This window comes from Winogradskyella sp., assembly GCF_028289625.1.
GTDB lineage: Bacteria > Bacteroidota > Bacteroidia > Flavobacteriales > Flavobacteriaceae > Winogradskyella.
Map to the genome: position 1 here is coordinate 105727 of NZ_JANQOM010000013.1, position 21662 is coordinate 127388.

Annotated in this window: 17 protein-coding genes and 1 tRNA gene; all 18 read left to right on the top strand. The window is 37.7% G+C overall.

All coding sequences use genetic code 11. From position 1 onward, the window contains the following. Positions 1–64: 64 nt before the first annotated feature. The 18 genes from Q0992_RS02620 to Q0992_RS02705 all read left to right on the top strand — a co-directional run bounded on the left by Q0992_RS02620 (position 65) and on the right by Q0992_RS02705 (position 21585). Positions 65–137 (top strand) — tRNA-Phe (locus Q0992_RS02620). A 404-nt stretch (positions 138–541) separates the two neighbouring features. Beyond that, positions 542–2221: a dihydroxy-acid dehydratase gene (gene ilvD / locus Q0992_RS02625; RefSeq protein ID WP_299520076.1), complete on the top strand. Its 1680-nt coding sequence runs from the start codon at positions 542–544 to the stop codon at positions 2219–2221. An 11-nt stretch (positions 2222–2232) separates the two neighbouring features. Further along, the gene (gene ilvB, locus Q0992_RS02630) at positions 2233–3969 is read left to right on the top strand and encodes a biosynthetic-type acetolactate synthase large subunit (RefSeq protein ID WP_299520078.1); all 1737 of its coding nucleotides are present in this window, start codon (positions 2233–2235) and stop codon (positions 3967–3969) included. Between the two features lie 2 nt (positions 3970–3971). Continuing rightward, positions 3972–4505: an acetolactate synthase small subunit gene (ilvN, locus tag Q0992_RS02635; protein ID WP_299520080.1), complete on the top strand. Its 534-nt coding sequence runs from the start codon at positions 3972–3974 to the stop codon at positions 4503–4505. 13 nt (positions 4506–4518) lie between these two features. Continuing rightward, positions 4519–6018 carry a ketol-acid reductoisomerase gene (ilvC, locus tag Q0992_RS02640; RefSeq protein WP_299520082.1) on the top strand — a complete coding sequence of 500 codons (1500 nt, stop codon included), beginning with the start codon at positions 4519–4521 and terminating at the stop codon, positions 6016–6018. Positions 6019–6064: 46 nt separating this feature from the next. Continuing rightward, positions 6065–7333 (top strand): threonine ammonia-lyase, encoded by a 1269-nt coding sequence (gene ilvA, locus Q0992_RS02645; RefSeq protein ID WP_299520084.1) that lies wholly within the window; start codon positions 6065–6067, stop codon positions 7331–7333. Positions 7334–7353: 20 nt separating this feature from the next. After that, positions 7354–9801 (top strand): bifunctional aspartate kinase/homoserine dehydrogenase I, encoded by a 2448-nt coding sequence (thrA, locus tag Q0992_RS02650; RefSeq protein WP_299520086.1) that lies wholly within the window; start codon positions 7354–7356, stop codon positions 9799–9801. 3 nt (positions 9802–9804) lie between these two features. Next, the gene (locus Q0992_RS02655) at positions 9805–10725 is read left to right on the top strand and encodes a homoserine kinase (RefSeq protein WP_299520087.1); all 921 of its coding nucleotides are present in this window, start codon (positions 9805–9807) and stop codon (positions 10723–10725) included. Beyond that, entirely contained in the window at positions 10722–12017 is a 1296-nt protein-coding gene (gene thrC / locus Q0992_RS02660) for a threonine synthase (protein WP_299520089.1), read from the top strand. Before Q0992_RS02655 ends, thrC begins: the two co-directional genes overlap by 4 nt. Positions 12018–12029: 12 nt before the next feature. Further along, positions 12030–13616: an NADP-dependent glyceraldehyde-3-phosphate dehydrogenase gene (locus Q0992_RS02665; RefSeq protein WP_299520091.1), complete on the top strand. Its 1587-nt coding sequence runs from the start codon at positions 12030–12032 to the stop codon at positions 13614–13616. A 314-nt stretch (positions 13617–13930) separates the two neighbouring features. Beyond that, on the top strand, positions 13931–14554 hold the full coding sequence (locus tag Q0992_RS02670) for a GNAT family N-acetyltransferase (protein ID WP_299520093.1): 624 nt from the start codon (positions 13931–13933) through the stop codon (positions 14552–14554). 4 nt (positions 14555–14558) lie between these two features. After that, positions 14559–15743 carry an argininosuccinate synthase domain-containing protein gene (locus Q0992_RS02675; RefSeq protein ID WP_299520095.1) on the top strand — a complete coding sequence of 395 codons (1185 nt, stop codon included), beginning with the start codon at positions 14559–14561 and terminating at the stop codon, positions 15741–15743. Further along, positions 15740–16717 (top strand): N-acetyl-gamma-glutamyl-phosphate reductase, encoded by a 978-nt coding sequence (gene argC, locus Q0992_RS02680; RefSeq protein WP_299520097.1) that lies wholly within the window; start codon positions 15740–15742, stop codon positions 16715–16717. Before Q0992_RS02675 ends, argC begins: the two co-directional genes overlap by 4 nt. Before the next feature lie 91 nt (positions 16718–16808). Next, the gene (gene proC / locus Q0992_RS02685; RefSeq protein ID WP_299520099.1) at positions 16809–17609 is read left to right on the top strand and encodes a pyrroline-5-carboxylate reductase; all 801 of its coding nucleotides are present in this window, start codon (positions 16809–16811) and stop codon (positions 17607–17609) included. Next, positions 17606–18733, top strand: a complete 1128-nt coding sequence (locus Q0992_RS02690) for an aminotransferase class III-fold pyridoxal phosphate-dependent enzyme (RefSeq protein WP_299520101.1) — start codon at positions 17606–17608, stop codon at positions 18731–18733. Before proC ends, Q0992_RS02690 begins: the two co-directional genes overlap by 4 nt. Position 18734: 1 nt before the next feature. After that, on the top strand, positions 18735–19676 hold the full coding sequence (locus Q0992_RS02695; protein WP_299520103.1) for an acetylornithine carbamoyltransferase: 942 nt from the start codon (positions 18735–18737) through the stop codon (positions 19674–19676). 74 nt (positions 19677–19750) lie between these two features. After that, positions 19751–20527 (top strand): acetylglutamate kinase, encoded by a 777-nt coding sequence (argB, locus tag Q0992_RS02700; RefSeq protein WP_299520105.1) that lies wholly within the window; start codon positions 19751–19753, stop codon positions 20525–20527. Next, the gene (locus Q0992_RS02705; protein WP_299520107.1) at positions 20524–21585 is read left to right on the top strand and encodes a M20 family metallo-hydrolase; all 1062 of its coding nucleotides are present in this window, start codon (positions 20524–20526) and stop codon (positions 21583–21585) included. The genes argB and Q0992_RS02705 overlap by 4 nt, the downstream gene beginning before the upstream one ends. Positions 21586–21662 lie beyond the last annotated feature (77 nt).

The following is a 21662-nucleotide window of genomic DNA, read 5'->3' on the forward strand; positions in this document are numbered from 1 at the left end:
TATATTTGCATCCGCCTTTACAATAGTATTGTTTTGGTATAAAATTTCGCTTAATTAAGCAACTGGTGCCTTAGCTCAGTTGGTAGAGCAAAGGACTGAAAATCCTTGTGTCCCTGGTTCGATTCCTGGAGGCACCACACCAAGCGCAAAACCCACTTAAATAAGTGGGTTTTTTTGTTATATGGTTTAAAGCAAAAACAGACTGTGTTGTAGCGTAGTTTTACATTTTCAGCATTGGTTTCAAAGGGATATATAGTGTATAAATCTTAAAAGCGGCACTACATAAACTCATAACAATTTCATTATGAAACCTTTGTAAAGATTTTCTATTTTTTCACTAAACTTCGATATTAAGGGAGTTAAACTAAAAATTTGACACCATTGAACATCATAATAATTTATATCTAAAATTCTATTTTTCAAATAGTTAACAACACTTAAACACTATTGAGTTTAGATTAACCTCACTTGTAATACGGCACGACCATGACGTAACGGCTAATTTAGATTTAAATCATCAAAAATTTTGAATTCAAAATTCATGAGCCAATTAAACAAATATAGCAAAACGGTTACCCAAGACCCAACACAGCCAGCAGCGCAAGCCATGCTGCATGCCATTGGGTTAACTAAGGAGGATTTTAGTAAGCCTATTGTTGGCATAGCCAGCACAGGTTATGAAGGCAACCCTTGCAATATGCACCTCAATGACTTGGCCAAATTGGTGAAAGAAGGTACGCAGCATGAAGATGTTGTTGGCTTAATTTTCAATACGATAGGAGTAAGCGACGGAATTTCTATGGGGACCCCAGGAATGCGTTATTCCTTACCATCTCGCGATATCATTGCAGATTCTATGGAAACCGTTGTACAAGCTATGAGTTATGACGGCCTTGTGACCGTTGTAGGTTGCGACAAAAATATGCCAGGCGCACTTTTAGCTATGATTCGGTTGAATCGCCCATCCATTTTAGTATATGGTGGTACAATTGAATCCGGTTGCCATAATGGAAAGAAATTAGATGTGGTTTCGGCCTTTGAAGCTTGGGGAAGTAAAGTTGCTGGTACCATGACCGAGAACGAATATCAAAATATTGTAGAGAAGGCTTGTCCCGGAGCGGGTGCCTGCGGAGGTATGTATACCGCCAATACTATGGCTTCATCCATTGAAGCTTTAGGTATGGCCTTACCTTTTAACTCTTCCAACCCAGCGTTAAGTGATGAGAAAAAGCAAGAATCTATTCGTGCCGGTGAAGCCATGCGTGTTTTGTTAGAAAAAGACATAAAACCTTCAGATATTATTACAAGGAAATCCTTGGAAAACGCCATCCGATTGGTAACAATCTTGGGAGGTTCTACCAATGCTGTACTGCACTTTCTCGCCATTGCCAGAGCAGCGCAAATCGATTTTACACTTAAGGATTTTCAAGATATTAGCAATAATACTCCGTTTTTGGCGGATTTAAAACCTAGCGGCAAATACCTCATGGAAGATGTACACGCTATTGGTGGTATTCCAGCGGTTTTGAAGTATCTTCTTAAAAAAGGCTTGCTGCATGGTGATTGCTTAACCGTAACAGGGAAAACTTTAGCTGAAAACTTATTGGATGTCGAAGATTTAACCGAAGGCCAAGATGTGATAAAACCTATTGAAAAACCCATTAAAATATCTGGACATTTGAGAATACTTTATGGCAACTTAGCTACCGATGGAAGTGTGGCAAAAATCACTGGAAAAGAAGGGTTAAGCTTTAAAGGAAAAGCCAAAGTCTTTGAAGGAGAGTACGCAGCCAATGATGGTATAAGGGATGGTAAAGTTGAAAAGGGCGATGTAGTAGTTATACGCTATGAAGGACCTAAAGGCGGTCCTGGAATGCCAGAAATGCTGAAGCCAACCGCTGCAATAATGGGTGCTGGTTTGGGCAAGGATGTGGCTTTAATCACAGACGGAAGATTCTCTGGTGGAACGCATGGCTTTGTTGTGGGGCATATTACCCCAGAAGCGCAAGAAGGTGGCACTATTGCCTTTGTAGAAGATGGAGATATGATTACTATTGATGCTGAAACCAATACCATAACCGTAGAAGTGTCGGAAGAAGAATTGCAAAAAAGACGTCAAAACTGGAAAGCACCAGATTTAAAATTTGAGCGAGGCGTCTTGTACAAATACGCAAAAACAGTATCCTCAGCATCCAAAGGCTGTGTCACAGACGAATTTTAAAAGAAAAGCAGATGAAAGAAACACAAACCATACAAACCCAAGTAAAAAGTACAGCAACTACTGAACGCATCTCAGGGAGTGAAGCTGTAGTAAGATGTTTGCTCGAAGAAGGGGTGAAAGTACTTTATGGCTATCCTGGTGGAGCTATAATGCCTGTTTATGATGAGCTTTACAAATACCAAGACAAAATCCACCATGTATTAACCAGACATGAGCAAGGCGCTACACATGCTGCCCAAGGTTATGCGAGAATTTCTGGAGACGTTGGTGTAGCTATAGCCACTTCCGGACCAGGAGCCACCAACCTAATTACAGGTATTGCCGATGCACAAATAGACTCAACACCTATGGTTTGCATCACCGGTCAAGTACCATCTCATTTATTGGGAAGTGATGCGTTTCAGGAAACAGATATTGTTGGTATTTCAACTCCAATTACCAAATGGAACCATCAAATTACCGAAGCTTCTGAAATTCCAGAAGTTATGGCTAAAGCGTTTTACATAGCAAAAAGTGGAAGGCCTGGGCCAGTACTCATTGATATCACTAAGGATGCCCAATTCGAAGAATTCGATTTTAAGTACGAAAAATGCAATGGCATCAGAAGCTACAAACCTGTTCCTGAAACAGATTTCACATCTTTAGAAAAAGCAGCAGAACTTATCAATACTGCAAAAAAACCTTTAGTGGTTTGGGGACAAGGTGTTATTCTAGGTAAGGCCGAAGAAGAATTTAAAGCAGTCATTGAAAAAGCCGGCATCCCTTCAGCATGGACAATTTTAGGTGCCTCCGCAATTCCGACCTCTCACCCATTAAATGTTGGTATGGTAGGTATGCATGGCAATTACGCCCCTAATGTATTGACCAATGAATGTGATGCTTTAATTGCCATAGGTATGCGATTTGATGATCGAGTAACAGGAAATCTCGCGACCTATGCTAAGCAAGCTAAAATTATACACTTTGAAATTGATCCTGCTGAAGTTGATAAAAACGTAAAAACCGATGTGGCTGTATTAGGTGATGCCAAGCAAAGTTTGAAAGAACTACTGCCCTTATTGAACGCCAACTCACACCATGAGTGGCATCAAAAATTCAAAGACCTCTATAAAATAGAATTTGAAAAAGTCATTAAAAATGATTTGCACCCTACAAAAGAAGGTTTAACCATGGGTGAAGTTTTAAAAGAAATAAACAAACAAACTAAAGGTGAAGCTGCCATAGTAAGCGATGTTGGTCAGCATCAAATGATTGCTTGTCGTTATGCGGAATTCAATACCACTAAGAGTAATATTACTTCAGGTGGACTTGGCACAATGGGATTTGGCTTACCTGCGGCGATAGGAGCAAAAATGGCTGCACCAGAACGCGAAGTCATTTCAATCTGTGGTGATGGTGGCTACCAAATGACTATTCAGGAGTTAGGTACCATTTGTCAGCAAAAGGCTGCCGTGAAAGTCGTCGTACTCAATAACGATTTCCTTGGTATGGTTAGACAGTGGCAACAATTGTTTTTTGATAAACGTTATGCCTCTACTGAAATGACCAATCCAGATTTTGTAGCTATTGCCAAAGGCTATCATTTAAACGCTAAGCGTGTTACAAAACGTGAGGAGTTGGCGGATGCTGTAGAAGAAATGATTGCGAGTAAAGAACCTTACTTTTTAGAAGTATGTGTCGAAAAAGAAGATAATGTTTTTCCGATGATACCATCAGGAGCATCAGTTTCAGATATTAGATTAGATTAGTTATGGAAAAAGAGATCAAGCATTTTACAGTATCTATTTATACCGAAAACAACATCGGTTTACTAAACAGGATTTCTGCGATATTCCAACGCAGACATATCAATATCGAGAGTTTAAATACCTCGAGATCCGAAATTGAAGGGGTATCGAGATTTACTTTAGTGGTAGACATTACCGAAGAACAGATGAAAAAAATCATCGGTCAATTAGAACGACAAGTAGAAGTTATAAAGGCCTATTATCATACCGATGAAGAAACCATTTACCAAATCTCAGCCATGTTTAAAATTAAATCTGACCTTTTGTTTGAAGAACGTCAGATTCAAAATATCATCAAGGAGAGCAATGCTAGAATCGTAACGGTTAATAAAGAGTTCTTTGTTCTTGAAAAATCAGGAAGAAAACAAGAAATCGATCTGTTGCATAGGGAACTTAGTGCCTTTGGCATTATGCAATTTGTACGTTCCGGACGCATTGCTGTCACTAAAAGCGAAATGAAAATATCACAAATGCTTGAAGCATTTCAAGCGCACTAAAAACCAAAAGAAAATGTCAAATTATTTCAACACATTATCATTAAGAGAACAATTAGAGCAATTGGGGAAATGTCGATTTATGGAGGCTTCAGAATTTGAAGATGGTGTAAAGGCATTAAAAGGAAAGAAAATTGTCATTGTGGGCTGTGGTGCCCAAGGCCTTAACCAAGGATTAAATATGAGAGATTCTGGATTAGACATTTCTTATGCCTTACGTCAGCAAGCCATTAACGAGCAAAGAGCGTCCTATAAAAATGCGACCTCAAATGGATTTACGGTTGGCACTTATGATGAATTAATTCCCGATGCTGATTTGGTTTTAAACTTAACACCAGATAAGCAACACACCAATGTGATTAAAGCTGTGATGCCTCTGATGAAACAAGGTGCGACGTTGAGCTATTCCCATGGTTTTAATATTGTTGAGGAAGGCACTAAAATTCGTGAAGATCTTACCGTGATTATGGTGGCGCCAAAATGTCCTGGAACCGAAGTTCGCGAGGAATATAAGCGTGGTTTTGGAGTGCCTACACTCACAGCAGTTCATCCCGAAAATGACCCTCAGAGGAAAGGTTGGGCACAAGCCAAAGCTTATGCCGTAGCTACTGGAGGACATAGAGCTGGTGTTTTGGAATCCTCATTTATTGCGGAAGTGAAGTCCGACTTAATGGGAGAGCAAACGATTTTGTGTGGTCTACTACAGACAGGAGCTATTTTATCTTTTGACAAGATGGTTGAAGAAGGTATAGAGCCCGGATATGCCGCAAAATTAATTCAATTTGGCTGGGAAACGATTACCGAAGCCTTAAAACATGGTGGTATCACCAATATGATGGATAGGCTTTCGAATCCTGCAAAAATCAAAGCCTTTGAATTGTCTGAAGCATTAAAAGACATTATGCGTCCACTGTTTGAAAAACATATGGATGATATCATCTCTGGTCATTTCTCAAAAACGATGATGGAAGATTGGGCCAATGATGATGTTAACCTACTAACTTGGAGAGCAGCTACTGGCGAAACAGCATTTGAAAAAACAGAGTTAACCACAGACCACATCAGTGAACAAGAATACTTTGATCATGGTGTACTATTGGTAGCCTTTGTAAAATCTGGTGTCGAATTAGCCTTTGAAACCATGGTAAGTGCTGGCATTATTGAAGATTCTGCGTATTACGAATCCTTACACGAATTGCCATTGATTGCCAATACCATTGCCAGAAAAAAATTGTTCGAAATGAATCGTGTAATCTCTGATACGGCAGAATACGGTTGCTACTTATTCGATCATGCTTGTAAGCCGTTATTAAAAGATTTTATGAAGACGATTGACACCTCAGTCATTGGCAAACCGTATACAACGTCTAATGGTGTTGATAATATTGAACTTATTGCGGTAAACGATGCCATAAGAAATCATCCGATTGAGGCGGTTGGTCAACGTTTACGGGCAGCCATGACAGCCATGAAAACCATTAAGACCGCTAACGTTCAAGATTCGGTATTGGTATAATAATTAACAACCCTCAGAATCAGAATTCATTTAAGAATTCAAATCTATGGATCATACAACTGCGACATATAAACCGACACTTGCAGCTGTTGAAGTTGCAGTAGAAAAATTAAAAGGCATCGCTTCGGTGACACCTTTGGTCAAAAATGAACGCTATTCCAAACACTTTGGTGCTAACATCTATTTTAAAAGAGAAGATTTACAAATCGTAAGATCTTATAAAATAAGAGGGGCATACAATAAAATAGCTTCCTTGAGCCCATCACAGGTTGAAAACGAAATCGTATGTGCCAGTGCTGGTAATCATGCACAAGGCGTGGCCATGTCGTGTAAACTTTTAAAAATAAAAGGTACCATTTTTATGCCTTCACCGACACCAAAGCAAAAGATCGATCAGGTTAAAATGTTTGGTGAAGATTACATAGATGTCGTTTTGGTTGGTGATACCTTTGACGATGCCTACGATGCAGCTATGGAGCAATGCGAACGTCTCAATAAAACTTTCATCCATCCCTTTAATGATGAAAAGGTTATTGAGGGACAAGCTACAGTAGGATTAGAAATTTTTAATCAAGTAAAGGAGGAGCCAATCGATTATGTTTTTGTTCCCGTTGGAGGTGGCGGATTATCTGCAGGGTTATCTAGCGTGTTCCGAATACTTTCACCAGAAACTAAAATTATTGGTGTGGAACCTAAAGGTGCGCCTTCCATGTTGACATCCATTCAAAATAACAGAAACACAACGCTTAACTCTATTGAGAACTTCGTTGATGGCGCAGCTGTAAAACGTGTTGGAGATTTAAATTTTGCGATTTGCAAAGATACTTTAGAGGATATCGTGGTGGTTGATGAAGGTAAAATATGTCAGACCATTTTAGATTTATATAACAAAGATGCGATTGTGATAGAACCTGCTGGAGCCTTAAGTCTTTCGGCTCTAGAGCAATACCAAGAACAAATACGAGGCAAAAACGTTGTTTGTGTGATTAGCGGTAGTAACAATGATATCACCAGAACTGCTGAAATCAAGGAACGTGCTCTCCTCTATGCAAAGCTTAAGCATTACTTTATTATCAAGTTCCCACAACGTGCAGGTGCTTTACGCGAATTTGTAACCACAATTTTAGGTCCAGAAGATGACATTACCCATTTTGAGTACACCAAAAAAGTAAACCGTGAGAAGGATGTTGCCGTAGTTGGATTACAGTTAAAATCACCTGATGATTTACAACCACTTATCACCAAAATGAAACTTCATAACTTTTTTGGAGATTACCTCAACGATAAGCCGGATTTATTCCAATTTTTAATATAATTGTTAAAAAATTAAATTAAGTGAAAGTACTTAAGTTTGGTGGCACGTCAGTTGCCAATGCCGAAAATATAACCAAGGTTATTAATATTGCTAAAAGCGAAGCTCAAAAACAAAGGATTGCTGTTGTGGTCTCCGCTTTTGGCGGGATAACGGACCAATTATTAAAAGCAGGTGAGTTAGCGACTCAAAAGGACCTGAGCTATGTAGATACGTTTGAGGCCATAAAAGCAAGACATATAGAAGCCTGTAAACTTTTACTACCTAAAAAGAAAAGTGAGCTTGTTATATTGAAGGTAAAAGATGAGTTAAAAACATTATACGATTTACTTCAAGGCATCTATTTAATCAATGAGTTTTCGGATAAAACAAAAGATAAGATTTTAAGCTACGGCGAATTATTGTCGTCTTATATTATTTCTGAAGCCTTGAAAGAGTCTGAAACATCATCTACCTTAAAAGATAGCAGAACATTAATTATTACAGATGCTAACCATACACAAGCCAATGTAAAGGTTGAAACAACTAATAAAAACATAAAGGATTATTTTGATGAATCGGATGAAAAAATAACACTACTTCCGGGTTTTGTATCTAAAAGTGATACTAACGATACCACTACTTTGGGAAGAGGAGGATCGGATTATACAGCAGCTCTAATTGCTGCAGCGGTAGATGCATCTATTTTAGAGATTTGGACAGATGTAAGTGGTATGTTCACGGCAAACCCAAAACTCGTGAGGCAAGCCTTTCCAATTGAAGAAATATCCTATCAAGAAGCAATGGAACTCTCTCATTTTGGTGCCAAAGTATTATATCCACCTACGGTTCAACCTACATTGCAAAAAAAAATACCTATTTATATAAAAAACACATTCGAGCCAGAAGCTGAAGGTACCTTGATCTCAAAAAATCCTAAAAGCAAAAATGGGCCTGTTAAAGGTATCAGTCATGTTGAAAATATCGCATTGTTAACTCTAGAAGGTAATGGGATGGTTGGTGTTCCAGGATTTTCAAAACGTCTATTCTCTGTACTATCGCTTAACCAAATCAATGTGGTTCTCATCACCCAAGCTTCTTCCGAACACTCCATCTGTGTTGGAGTTTTTAGTGATGATGCCAAAAAAGCAAAACAAGTTGTGGATGAAGAGTTTGCTTACGAAATCTCATTAAAAAAAATCAAACCCTTATTAGTAGAAGGAGATTTAGCCATTATCGCTGTAGTCGGTGATAATATGAAAAATCATCAAGGGATTAGTGGCCGAATGTTTAGAGCTTTAGGACAGAATAATGTTAATGTTAGAGCCATAGCACAAGGTGCTTCAGAACGTAACATTTCCGCAGTAATTGCCCATAAGGACATTAAAAAGGCATTGGTGTCGCTTCACAATATCTTTTTTGAAAAACAAATAAAGACCTTAAACCTGTTTATTGTTGGACTGGGTAATGTTGGAGGCATATTACTAAAGCAAATCAAGAAACAACAAGCACATTTAAGAGAACATCTATTATTGAATATCAGAGTCGTGGGTATTAGCAACTCTAAAAAAATGGTATTTAATACTCAAGGTATTGATCTTAGGGATTGGAAATCGCAAATTGATACTGGTACCGACAGAACACACGAATCATTTTTTGAAACGGTGAAATCACTCAACTTAAGCAACAGCATTTTTATTGACATTACTGCAAACGAGGAGGTTGCCAATACCTATACCAATTATTTTGAAGAGAGTATCTCAGTGATTGCTTGTAATAAAATAGCTTGCTCATCATCATACAGTGCTTACAAAACATTAAAAGAACTATCTAAAAAGTATGGTGCATCCTTTTTGTTCGAAACTAATGTAGGTGCTGGATTACCAGTGATAAACACCTTGAATAACTTGATTAATTCAGGAGATGAAGTCACCTCCATACAAGCCGTGCTATCAGGTAGTTTAAATTTCATCTTTAATAATTTTAACCATAATAATAGCTTCCACGATATTGTAAAGCAAGCACAGGAAGAAGGTTACACCGAACCAGACCCAAGAATTGATCTTAGTGGCGTGGATGTGGCTCGTAAAATTTTGATTCTCGCAAGGGAATCTGGGTTTAAAATAGATTTGAACGATATTGAAAACAAATCGTTTTTACCAGAAGAAAGCATTAAAGCTGATTCTGTTTCCGATTTCTATGACACTCTAAAAACCAAGGCTTTGCATTTTGAAGGATTATATGCTTCTGCTGATCAAAATAATTGTCAATTGAAATATGTAGCCGAATTCAATAATGGAAAAGCTAAAGTAGGTTTAAGGGAAGTCGACAAAGACCATCCATTCTATAATCTAAAGGGTAAGGATAATATTGTACTGTTCTACACCAATCGTTATCCCGAACAACCACTGATTATTAAAGGTGCTGGTGCGGGAGCTGAAGTAACAGCATCTGGTTTGTTTGCAGATATCATTACCTTAGGGAAAAACTAGAGTATGAACCAAATTAAAGTCTTTGCACCAGCAACAGTTGCAAATGTGTCTTGCGGTTATGATGCCATGGGTTTTGCACTTAGTGAATTAGGTGACAACATGGTTTTTAAAAAAACCGAGACCAAAGTCGTCAGGATTACGGAAATCCATGGTGCTGACCTTCCATTTGAAGCTGACAAAAATGTGGCTGGTGTTGTAGCAAAACTAATGCTCCAACATAGTGAAGCTGATTTTGGTTTGGATATAAAAATCCAAAAGAATTTTAAGCCAGGAAGTGGTCTGGGGAGTAGTGCTGCTAGTGCCGCAGGTACTGCATTTGCAGTTAATGAACTTTTGGGTTCAAAATACGACCATCTTCAATTAACCAAATTTGCCATGCAAGGCGAAGTCGCAGCTTGTGGCTCCGCTATTGCAGATAATGTTGCGGCTTGTATATATGGAGGCTTTATTTTAGTCAGAAGTTATGAACCATTGGATATTGTGCCCATCCCTACTCCATCGGAGTTGGTAGCCACTATTATTCATCCACAAATTGAAATAAAAACCGAAGATGCACGTAAAGTGGTACCAGAAACTATTCCCGTTAAAACGGCAATAGCACAGTGGGCAAATGTCGGAGGACTTATTAGTGGCTTATATGCTGGTGATTTTGATTTGATAGGCAATTCCCTTATTGATTATGTTGCTGAACCTCAGCGCAAACTACTTATTCCTCATTTTGATGAAGTCAAAGAAGCCGCCATAAAATCTGGAGCCTTAGGTGTTGGTATTTCTGGTTCTGGACCTTCAATGTTTGCTTTGAGCAAGGGTATGTTTATGGCTAAACAAATCGCTGAAGCCATGCATGCCATTTATGAAAAATCTGGAATCGATTATGCGATCTATGTGTCTAATATCAGTAAAACAGGAGCAAGACCAATATGATCTATTTTAGTTTAAATCGTAATGCACCAGAAGTATCGTTTCAGGAAGCGGTTGTGAGAGGTTTGGCTCCCGATAAAGGCTTATACTTCCCCAAGGAAATCAACAAGCTTCCAGATGCTTTTTTTGAGACTATCGAAACACTGGATAATGTTACGATTGCTTATGAAGCCATCAGACAATTTGTTGGCGATGAAATCCCTGAATCCGATTTAAAAACCATTCTTAAAGATGTCTTGAGTTTCGATTTTCCAGTCATTGAATTGGAAAAAAACATGGCCTCTTTAGAATTGTATCACGGCCCAACTATGGCCTTCAAAGATGTTGGCGCACGTTTTATGGCAAGGTGCTTAGGCTATTTTAACAAGCAAAATGATAATCATCAGGATATTACCGTTTTGGTCGCGACCTCTGGTGACACAGGAGGGGCCGTGGCTAATGGTTTTTTGGGAGTCGAAGGTGTTGAAGTCGTTATTTTATATCCAAGTGGAAAAGTTAGTGAGATACAAGAAAAACAATTGACGACTCTTGGTCAAAATATCACTGCTTTTGAAGTTGATGGAGTTTTTGATGATTGCCAAGAGATGGTAAAACGCGCCTTTTTGGATGAAGACTTTAAAGGCAAACGAACTTTAACCTCAGCCAACTCTATCAATATTGCCAGATGGTTGCCACAAATGTTCTATTATTTTTTTGCCTATAAAGCTCTAAAACATAAGACTGAACAGCTCGTGTTTTCTGTACCTAGTGGCAACTATGGAAATATTTGCGCAGGAATGATGGCTCAAAAATTAGGGTTGCCTATAGACCATTTTATAACAGGTACCAATGCAAATGCTATTGTTCCAGAATATTTGAAGACAGGTGATTATAAAACGAAATCTTCGGTAGCAACAATTTCCAATGCCATGGATGTTGGTGCGCCAAGTAATTTTATACGTATTGAAGAATTACATCATCACGATTTCGAGGCTTTAAAAAACAATTTGTCCGGTTATAGTTATTCAGATTCAGAAACTATTGAAGCTATTAACTATTTAAATGACACCTATAACTATGTGGCTGACCCTCATGGCGCCATAGGTTATCTGGCATTAAAGGATTATTTAAAAACGAATAAGGCACAAGGTGTGTTTTTAGAAACCGCACACCCTATTAAGTTTTTACCGGTAATGCCAAAAGCCATTGCTGATAAAATCTCCATACCATCCCAAATCGAAGTAATAATACATCTTGAAAAGAAAAGTATTTTAATTTCGAATTATGAGCAATTAAAAGAACAATTGCTCAAATAAAAACCACTTATTATGAAACATAATGAGATCCCTCAAGAATTTCAAATTAAAGAACTCACACGTCAATCCACCTATTTACTTGATGGTGAATTGATAGAATGGAACGGTGCAACATCCGAAGTTTATTCTACAATTTCCTCTACGGAAGATTATAAACCCACGTTATTAGGAACGATTCCAACCTTGACAGAAAAAGAGGCTTTACAAGCTTTAGATGCAGCTTCAAACGCTTACGGTAAGGGCCAAGGTCTATGGCCAACGATGAAGGTAGCAGATCGTATAGCTTGTATGGAAAAGTTTGTAGAACAAATGAAAACTAAGCGCGATGAAGTCGTAAAACTCTTAATGTGGGAAATTGGTAAGAACCTACCCGACTCCCAAAAGGAGTTTGATAGAACCGTCGAATATATCTACGACACCATTGAAGATTACAAACAATTAGACCGTAACAGTGCTAAATTTCATAAAAACAGTGGCGTCCATGCCCATATTAGACGTGGACCGCTTGGTGTGGTGTTGTGCTTAGGACCATATAATTACCCATTAAATGAAACATTTGCTTTGTTGATTCCTGCATTAATGATGGGAAACACAACAATATTTAAACCCGCAAAGTTTGGGGTGTTATTAATTTCTCCATTATTAGAAGCCTTTCAAAATAGTTTCCCAAAAGGCGTTGTAAATATTCTTTATGGCAGAGGTAGAACAGTGGCCACTCCTATTATGCAAGATGGACGCGTGGATGTATTAGCATTAATAGGCAACAGTAAGTCTGCTAACGCTTTACAAGATCACCATCCAAAAAGCAACCGATTAAGAATGGTTTTAGGATTGGAAGCCAAAAACCCAGCTATTGTTTTAAAAGATGCTGATTTAGATTTAGCCATTAGCGAATGTATTGCGGGCACCACATCATTCAATGGGCAACGGTGTACAGCATTGAAAGTATTGTATGTCCATGAAGATATCGTGGAAGAATTCAACAGGCGTTTCTCTAAAGCTGTTGATGCCCTTAAGTTTGGAAACCCTTGGGATAATGGTGCTAAATTAACACCATTACCAGAACCAGATAAACCAGCCTATATTCAAGAATTGATTGATGATGCTAAAGCAAAAGGCGCAGATATAGTGAACGCTAAAGGCGGAGAAACTACAGATAATTATATTTTTCCTGCCGTGTTATATCCAGTGACTAAGGATATGCGTGTGTACGAAGAAGAACAATTTGGCCCTGTTATCCCAGTGATACCTTTTTCAGATATTGAAGAACCTCTAGATGATATGGCGGCCTCAAATTACGGGCAACAAGTAAGTCTATTTGGTAAAGACACGAATACCCTAGCACCATTAATCGATACGCTTGTGAATTTGGTATGTCGTGTTAATCTCAACAGTTCTTGCCAAAGAGGACCCGACGTGTATCCATTTACTGGGCGTAAAGACTCAGCAGTTGCTACGCTAAGTGTTCATGATGCACTTCGTTCGTTTTCAATTAGAACATTTGTTGCGTCTAAAGACAATGACTATAACAATGCTATTTTAAAAGACTTGCTCGATTCTAAAGCATCGAACTTTGTGAGTACAGATTACATTTTGTAGTGAATTATTCGAATATTCTTAAAATAACGCAAGCTATTTTAAGAATATCATAATTATCATGAATAAAGTCGATAAAAGGTAGCTTGTTAAAAATATATTTCTACTTTTATACTAAGTTTAAATACGAAAAGTCATTTTGTTAGCTTTAACCTTCATATTTATTTTTAGCACTGTTGTTGTTCTTAACAACAGTAAAAGGTTACGTCCCGTTTTTCGTCGCCCGTAAGGGTATATTTCTATTTTAGAACTTAGGTGAGTCCAGTTCTGTTTTCAAAAAAAATCAAGCTACATTTTTAATCCAAAACACAATTACAATGAAAATTGTTATTGCTGATAAATCACATACGGTTTATGCAGATATCATCTGTAAAACTATTGAAGAAGCCGCACAAGTTAGAGGCACAGGCATTGCTAAGCGCAAGCCTGAATATATCATTTCCAAAATGGAAAATGGTAATGCGGTTATTGCTTTAGAAGGTAATCAATTTGCAGGATTTTGCTACATCGAAGCTTGGAGTCATGGCAAATTTGTGGCCAATTCTGGATTAATTGTTCACCCAGATTTCAGAAATCAAGGATTGGCGAAAAAAATAAAGAAAGTCATCTTTGAGCACTCGAGAACTAAATTTCCAGATTCTAAAGTCTTTAGTATTACAACAGGATTAGCTGTTATGAAAATGAATAGTGAATTGGGCTATAAGCCTGTAACCTTCTCAGAACTTACAGATGACCAATCGTTTTGGAAAGGATGCCAAACCTGCAAAAATTATGATGTATTGCAGCGTACTGAACAAAAAATGTGCTTGTGCACAGGTATGCTTTATGACCCATCCAAACAGGTTGTTGGAAAAACTTCCAAACATAATTATGATAAAAAAGTATGGACAAGATTGAAAAACATCAAACAATCGAGGTTCTTAAAAAAAGATAAAAATTGAACACATGAAAAAATTAGTTATTGCCTATAGTGGAGGATTGGACACATCGTACTGTGCCGTTAGTCTAAGCAAAGCTGGTTATGATGTGCACGCTGTTAGCGTCAATACTGGTGGTTTTACTGAAGAGGAAATAAAATCCATTGAAGCCAATGCTTATAAAATGGGTGTTAAAACCTATAAAAATATTGATGCTGTTACCAGTTATTATAATAAAGTGATCAAGTATTTAGTCTTCGGTAATGTACTAAAGAATAATACCTACCCTTTATCAGTAAGTGCCGAGCGAATTATTCAAGCTATAGAGATTATTCAATATGCCAAGAGCATTAACGCTAAATATATAGCTCATGGTAGTACAGGTGCTGGTAACGATCAGGTACGTTTCGATATGATCTTTCAAACTTTAGCACCAGACATTGAAATCATTACACCTATTAGAGATGGTAAATTGACCAGACAAGAGGAAATCGATTATCTCAAAGCAAATGGCATCGACATGTCTTGGGAAAAGGCGAAATACTCAGTAAATAAAGGGCTTTGGGGAACGAGTGTTGGCGGTGATGAGACCCTGACTTCAGAAAAACCATTGCCAGATTCCGCGTATCCATCACAGTTAGAAAAAAATAATGAACAAAAAATAGTGCTCAATTTTAATAAAGGGGAGCTCATAGCGGTCAATGGCAAGATTGACCAACCTCAACATTGTATAAAAGAACTAAATGACATTGCTTCTAAATATGCTATTGGAAGGGATATCCATGTTGGTGATACTATTGTTGGCATTAAAGGACGTGTTGGTTTTGAAGCTGCCGCAGCATTAATCACCATTAAAGCACATCATTTGCTTGAAAAACACACCTTAACTAAATGGCAATTACAGCATAAAGATTACCTGTCTAGTTTTTACGGCATGCATTTACACGAAGGTCAATATTTAGATCCAGTAATGCGAGATATAGAAGCCTTTCTTCAGAATAGCCAATCTAAAGTGACTGGAAGTGTGTTCGTCACTCTAAGACCGTATCATTTTTCATTAGATGGCGCCTCTTCTTCTAACGATTTGATGAATGCAAAATTTGGAAGTTATGGTGAAGAAAATAAAGGATGGACCGCTGAGGAAGCCAAAGGCTTTATTAAAATCAATGGCAATCAAAATAAAATCTATCAACAAATACATTCAAAATCATGACTAAAGTAGGCATCATTGGAGGCGCAGGTTATACAGCTGGTGAGTTGATACGATTATTATTGAATCATCAGCATATAAAAATCGATTTCATTTTCAGCACATCGAATGCCGGGAATAAAGTCTACAAAATTCATCAAGATTTAATTGGCACGACCGAACTCGTATTTACTAACCAAATCAATTCGGAAGTAGATGCCTTATTTTTATGCTTGGGGCACGGAAATTCCAAGGCGTTTTTAGAGGGGCATAGCCTTTCAGAAAGTACCAAAATCATAGATCTTAGTAATGATTTCAGACTAGAAGCTGATAAATATTTCGAAGGAAAAGAATTTGTTTACGGATTACCAGAATTACAAAAATCAGCCATTCAAAACGCGAATTATATTGCCAATCCTGGTTGTTTTGCGACTGCTATTCAATTGGCATTATTACCATTAGCAAATAGCCATTTGATATCTGATGATATTCACGTCAATGCTGTTACAGGAGCAACAGGAGCCGGTACATCGCTATCCAAAACCACACATTTCACTTGGCGCGATAACAATTTTTCGTATTACAAGCCATTTACGCATCAGCATTTAGGCGAGATCAATCAAACCATTAATCAACTTCAAAATAATCTTGATTCTGAAATTTATTTTATGCCTAATCGCGGGAATTTCTCAAGAGGCATTTTTGTAACGGTTTATACCAATTTTGATGGTGAACTTTCAGAAGCACAAAAGCTATTTGAAGATTACTATGAAGATGCACCATTTACGATTATTTCAGATGAAACCATTCATTTAAAACAAGTCGTTAACACCAATAAATGCATCCTTCATTTACATAAACACGACAATAAATTATTAATAACAAGTATCATAGACAATTTATTAAAGGGAGCTTCAGGACAAGCCATTCAGAATATGAATTTAATGTTTGGTTATGATGAAACCGAAGGATTGAATCTTAAAGCAAATTATTTTTAATTAGAGGTCATTGCGAACGTAGTGGAGCAATCTCATAAAACAGATTACTTCAGTCATTCTTCCTTCGCAATGACGATAACAACGAAAAAACATGAAAATCGCAATCATAGGCACAGGAAACCTGGGAAAATCTATAGCAAAAGGATTAATTACCACCAATGCTATCACAACGCTTTACCTTACCAAACGAAATTTAAGTGACATACAAGAATTCGAAGGTTATAATAACGTAAGTCTAACCTCAGATAATATTGAAGCAGTAAAGCAATCCGATATATTAATTTTTGCAGTGCAACCAGCACATTTCGAAAATATCCTAAAGGACATTAAGCCTTATCTAAATGAAAATCACGTGCTAATTTCAACTATTACAGGGTTTACCATTCCTAAGATCGAAGCAGAAGTTGGTGCAGAAAATTTTATTATTAGAGCCATGCCAAATACAGCTATTGCGGTTGGTAAATCCATGACCTGTTTGTGCTGTAATGAACTAGGTAAAAAACGGATTAAAGTTGCTGAGGCTATTTTCAACCGATTAGGCCATACGCTAGCTATACCAGAGTCACAGATGCAAGCAGCAACAGTTGTCTGCGCAAGTGGTATTGCGTTTTGGATGCGCTTAATTAGGGCTACCACACAAGCGGCTATACAATTAGGGTTTGATGCTAAGGAAGCGCAAGAGTTGGCCATGCACACCAGTGAAGGAGCCGCTAATTTGTTAATAACCACAGGGAATCATCCTGAAGAAGAAATTGATAAAGTGACCACGCCAATGGGCTGTACCATCGAAGGTTTGAACGAAATGGAACATAAGGGTTTAAGTTCTTCATTAATTCAAGGGATGGTAGCCTCATTCAAGAAAATCAACAATATAAAAGAAGAACAGATATGAGTTTGTTTGATGTTTATCCTTTATATGATGTAACACCAAGGTATGCTAAGGATGTCTTTGTCTATGACGACAATGGCAGCAAGTATCTCGATCTTTATGGTGGGCATGCTGTGATATCCATTGGGCACTCGCATCCTAAATATGTATCTGCCATTACGAATCAGGTTAAAAAGTTAGGCTTTTATAGTAATTCTATAAAAAACACATTACAACAAAAATTAGCTGAGCGACTAGGTAAGCTTTCTGGTTGCAGTGACTATCAATTATTCATGTGTAATTCTGGCGCAGAAGCTAATGAAAATGCCTTAAAGCTAGCCTCATTTCATAATGGTAAGTCCAAAATATTAGCATTTAAAAATTCATTTCACGGAAGAACCTCGGCAGCGGTTGCGGCTACTGATAACTCAAAAATAGTCGCGCCAGTTAATGCACAGCAAATCGTTGACTTTGTAGATCTTGGTGATTTAAATACAGTCGAATCCATATTAAAACACAATGCAACCTGTGCGGTTATTATTGAATGTATTCAAGGTGTAGGTGGATTGGGTCAAAGTACAACTGAATTTTATCAGGGTCTAGAAGCGCTATGCCAACAATACAATACGGTTTTAATCGCCGATGAAGTACAATCGGGTTTTGGAAGAACTGGTGATTTTTTCGCCTTTCAGAAGCATGGTTTGAGACCAGATATCATTTCAATCGCAAAAGGTATGGGTAATGGATTTCCTGTTGGAGGTATTTTAATCCATCCATCCATAAAACCATCATTTGGCTTGTTAGGCACCACTTTTGGCGGTAACCATTTGGCTTGTGCTGCTACCCTATCGGTCTTGGACGTTATTGAAAGTGAAAATTTGATGCAAAATGCAGCCGATATTTCTGAATATTTTCAGGAAAAAGCAAAACAGCTTCCTAAACTAAAGGCCATCAAAGGCAGGGGATTAATGCTTGGCCTGGAGTTTGATTTCCCGATTTCAGAATTGCGAAAACAGCTCATTTTCAAGCATCACATATTTACAGGAAGTGCTAAAAATCCGAATCTCATTCGAATACTTCCTCCATTAACGGTTCAAAAAGTACATATCGATATGCTTTTTGAAGCATTGAAAACAGAACTTGATTAATATGCTACATTACACATCCATATCCGACATTTCAAACCTTTCAACACTAATAAAGGAGGCGATTGCATTGAAGCGTAACCCTTTTCAGTTTGAAACCTTAGGGAAGCATAAAACGTTGGTCATGCTCTTTTTTAATGCAAGTTTAAGAACACGGTTAAGCACTGCGAAAGCAGCAGAGCAATTAGGTATGCACACTATGATTCTGAATGTTGAAAACACCTGGAACCTAGAATTTGAAGATGGCACTGTAATGAACCTGAATGCTTCAGAACATATTAAGGAGGCGGCTCAAGTGATATCGCAATACGCTGATGTTATTGCAATTCGCGCATTTCCAGACCTAAAAGACAAAGCCAAAGATGAGTCTGAAATTATAATTAATGGTTTCAAAAAGTACGCTTCCGTACCAGTCATTAGTATGGAAAGTTCAACGGCGCATCCCTTGCAAGCTTTGGCAGATGCGATTACCATTACAGAACTATCGGAAAAACAAAGACCAAAGGTGGTGTTGTCTTGGGCACCGCATCCAAAGGCTTTACCACATGCGGTTGCCAATTCATTTGTAACGATGATGCAGCAGTTAGAGGTGGATTTTGAAATTACCCATCCCGAAGGTTACGAACTGAATCCTGAAATCACAAAAAGTACCAGAATCAATAATAATCAGAATGAGGCTTTAAAACATGCGGATTTTGTATATGTAAAAAATTGGAGCAGCTATTCGGATTATGGAAAAATATTGAATGAAGATCCCAATTGGATAATGACTAAAAATAAGTTAGGTCATGCTAAATTTATGCATTGTTTGCCCGTAAGACGAAATGTTGTGGTTGAGGATGCAGTGTTGGATAGTGAACAATCCGTTGCTATTGAGCAAGCCAACAATAGGACGTATGCCGCGCAAGTGGTACTTAAGAAAATACTTGAAAACTTAAATGAATAATGTCATTCAGAACTAAGTGAAGAATCTTTTGGATTAGAGATTCTTCGTTTCACTCAGAATGACAAAAACGAATAATGAAAACATTAAAAATCATAAAAATCGGCGGAAACATTATTGATGACTCAAAGGCATTATCAGACTTTTTGAAGCAATTTGCCAAGTTAGAAGGGCTTAAAGTACTGGTTCATGGTGGTGGAAAATCGGCTTCAAAATTAGCCGACCAAATGCATGTTCCTGTAAAAATGTATAAAGGTAGGCGGATTACGGATTCGGATACTTTAGATATCATCACCATGGTTTATGCTGGGAAAATCAATACAACTATTGTAGCCCAACTGCAGGCAAATCATTGCAATTCCATTGGGTTTTCTGGTGCTGATGGCAATACGATTATTTCAGAAAAGAGACCTGTAACACCTATTGATTTTGGGTTTGTTGGTGATATCAAAACCGTTGACACTAGTGTTTTAGAACTACTACTGACTAACAACATCACACCTGTATTTTGTGCCATAACGCATGATGTGAAAGGTCAGTTATTAAACACCAATGCTGATACCATTGCTTCAGAATTGGCCATCGGTTTTGCAAAAACATTCAAAACGGAACTGTATTACTGCTTTGAAAAAAATGGTGTACTAGAGAATGTTGCTGATGATAATTCTGTTATTCAACAGATTAATACAGAAACCTATCAAACACTCATTGACCAAGGTGTTATAGCGGATGGGATGCTTCCAAAATTGACCAATTGCTTTAATGCCATTAACCACAATGTGTGTAAAGTTTGTATTGGGAAACCAGATATGTTATTTCAATCAAAATCTATCCATACAACCATTCAAAAATGATAAAGACACTGACCGCTGAAGCTATTGCTTTATTAAAGCAACTCATAGAGACACCTTCGTTTTCTTCCGAAGAAGAACAAACCGCTTTGCTTATCGAACAATGGTTTACAAGACATAATATTCCTTACAAACGGCAAAAAAATAATGTTTGGGCTACCAATAAGCATTTCAATAAAGATAAACAGACGTTGCTTCTCAATTCGCATCACGATACCGTAAAACCGAATAACGGCTATACCAAAGATCCATTTAAAGCCATTGTAGACGATGGAAAACTATACGGTTTGGGCAGTAATGATGCAGGTGGTTGTTTGGTATCACTTTTAGGAACCTTCACCTATTTCTATAAAAAGAAAAATCTCGATTATAATTTAGTTATGGTGGCTTCGGCTGAAGAAGAAAGTAGTGGTCAGAATGGTTTAAACAGTATGCTATCGGTTATTCCAAAAATTGATGTCGCCATTGTTGGTGAGCCCACTTTGATGCATTTAGCTATTGCCGAAAAAGGGTTGGTGGTTTTTGATGCTAAAGTTAAAGGTACGGCAAGCCATGCGGCGCATCCCAATGATGATAATGCGATTTACAATACCATTAATGTACTGAAATGGTTTCAGGAGTTTAAGTTTGATAAAAAATCACCTGTGCTTGGTGATGTTAAAATGACGGTTACCCAAATTAATGCTGGCAAACAACACAATGCCGTCCCTTCAGAAGTGGATTTGGTCATTGATGTCCGCGTTAATGATAAATATACCAATGCCGAGATTGCAGACATACTGAAGAAGACATCACCTTGTTCGCGTATAGAACCGCGAAGTTTACGACTCAATTCATCATCTATTCCTGTACATCACGATTTGGTAAAAGCTGGTATCGCCTTGGGCAGGGACACATATGGATCTCCAACCTTATCTGATCAAGCAGCATTGAGTTGTCCGTCATTAAAGTTAGGGCCTGGTGATAGTCAACGTTCGCATACAGCAGATGAATTCATTTATTTGTCCGAAATTGAGGAAGGAATAAAAATTTATATTGCATTGTTGGAAAAGGTGCTATGAAAGAATATAGAGACAAGATACAAGAACCATGAGAAAAGACTTGAAATTATAAAATGATTCGTCTTTTTTCTATAAGC

Coding starts and splice junctions, on each gene's coding strand:
- ilvD (WP_299520076.1), top strand. CDS start 542: ATGAGCCAATTAAACAAATATAGCAAAACGGTTACCCAAGACCCAACA.
- ilvB (WP_299520078.1), top strand. CDS start 2,233: ATGAAAGAAACACAAACCATACAAACCCAAGTAAAAAGTACAGCAACT.
- ilvN (WP_299520080.1), top strand. CDS start 3,972: ATGGAAAAAGAGATCAAGCATTTTACAGTATCTATTTATACCGAAAAC.
- ilvC (WP_299520082.1), top strand. CDS start 4,519: ATGTCAAATTATTTCAACACATTATCATTAAGAGAACAATTAGAGCAA.
- ilvA (WP_299520084.1), top strand. CDS start 6,065: ATGGATCATACAACTGCGACATATAAACCGACACTTGCAGCTGTTGAA.
- Q0992_RS02655 (WP_299520087.1), top strand. CDS start 9,805: ATGAACCAAATTAAAGTCTTTGCACCAGCAACAGTTGCAAATGTGTCT.
- thrC (WP_299520089.1), top strand. CDS start 10,722: ATGATCTATTTTAGTTTAAATCGTAATGCACCAGAAGTATCGTTTCAG.
- Q0992_RS02665 (WP_299520091.1), top strand. CDS start 12,030: ATGAAACATAATGAGATCCCTCAAGAATTTCAAATTAAAGAACTCACA.
- Q0992_RS02670 (WP_299520093.1), top strand. CDS start 13,931: ATGAAAATTGTTATTGCTGATAAATCACATACGGTTTATGCAGATATC.
- Q0992_RS02675 (WP_299520095.1), top strand. CDS start 14,559: ATGAAAAAATTAGTTATTGCCTATAGTGGAGGATTGGACACATCGTAC.
- argC (WP_299520097.1), top strand. CDS start 15,740: ATGACTAAAGTAGGCATCATTGGAGGCGCAGGTTATACAGCTGGTGAG.
- proC (WP_299520099.1), top strand. CDS start 16,809: ATGAAAATCGCAATCATAGGCACAGGAAACCTGGGAAAATCTATAGCA.
- Q0992_RS02690 (WP_299520101.1), top strand. CDS start 17,606: ATGAGTTTGTTTGATGTTTATCCTTTATATGATGTAACACCAAGGTAT.
- Q0992_RS02695 (WP_299520103.1), top strand. CDS start 18,735: ATGCTACATTACACATCCATATCCGACATTTCAAACCTTTCAACACTA.
- argB (WP_299520105.1), top strand. CDS start 19,751: ATGAAAACATTAAAAATCATAAAAATCGGCGGAAACATTATTGATGAC.
- Q0992_RS02705 (WP_299520107.1), top strand. CDS start 20,524: ATGATAAAGACACTGACCGCTGAAGCTATTGCTTTATTAAAGCAACTC.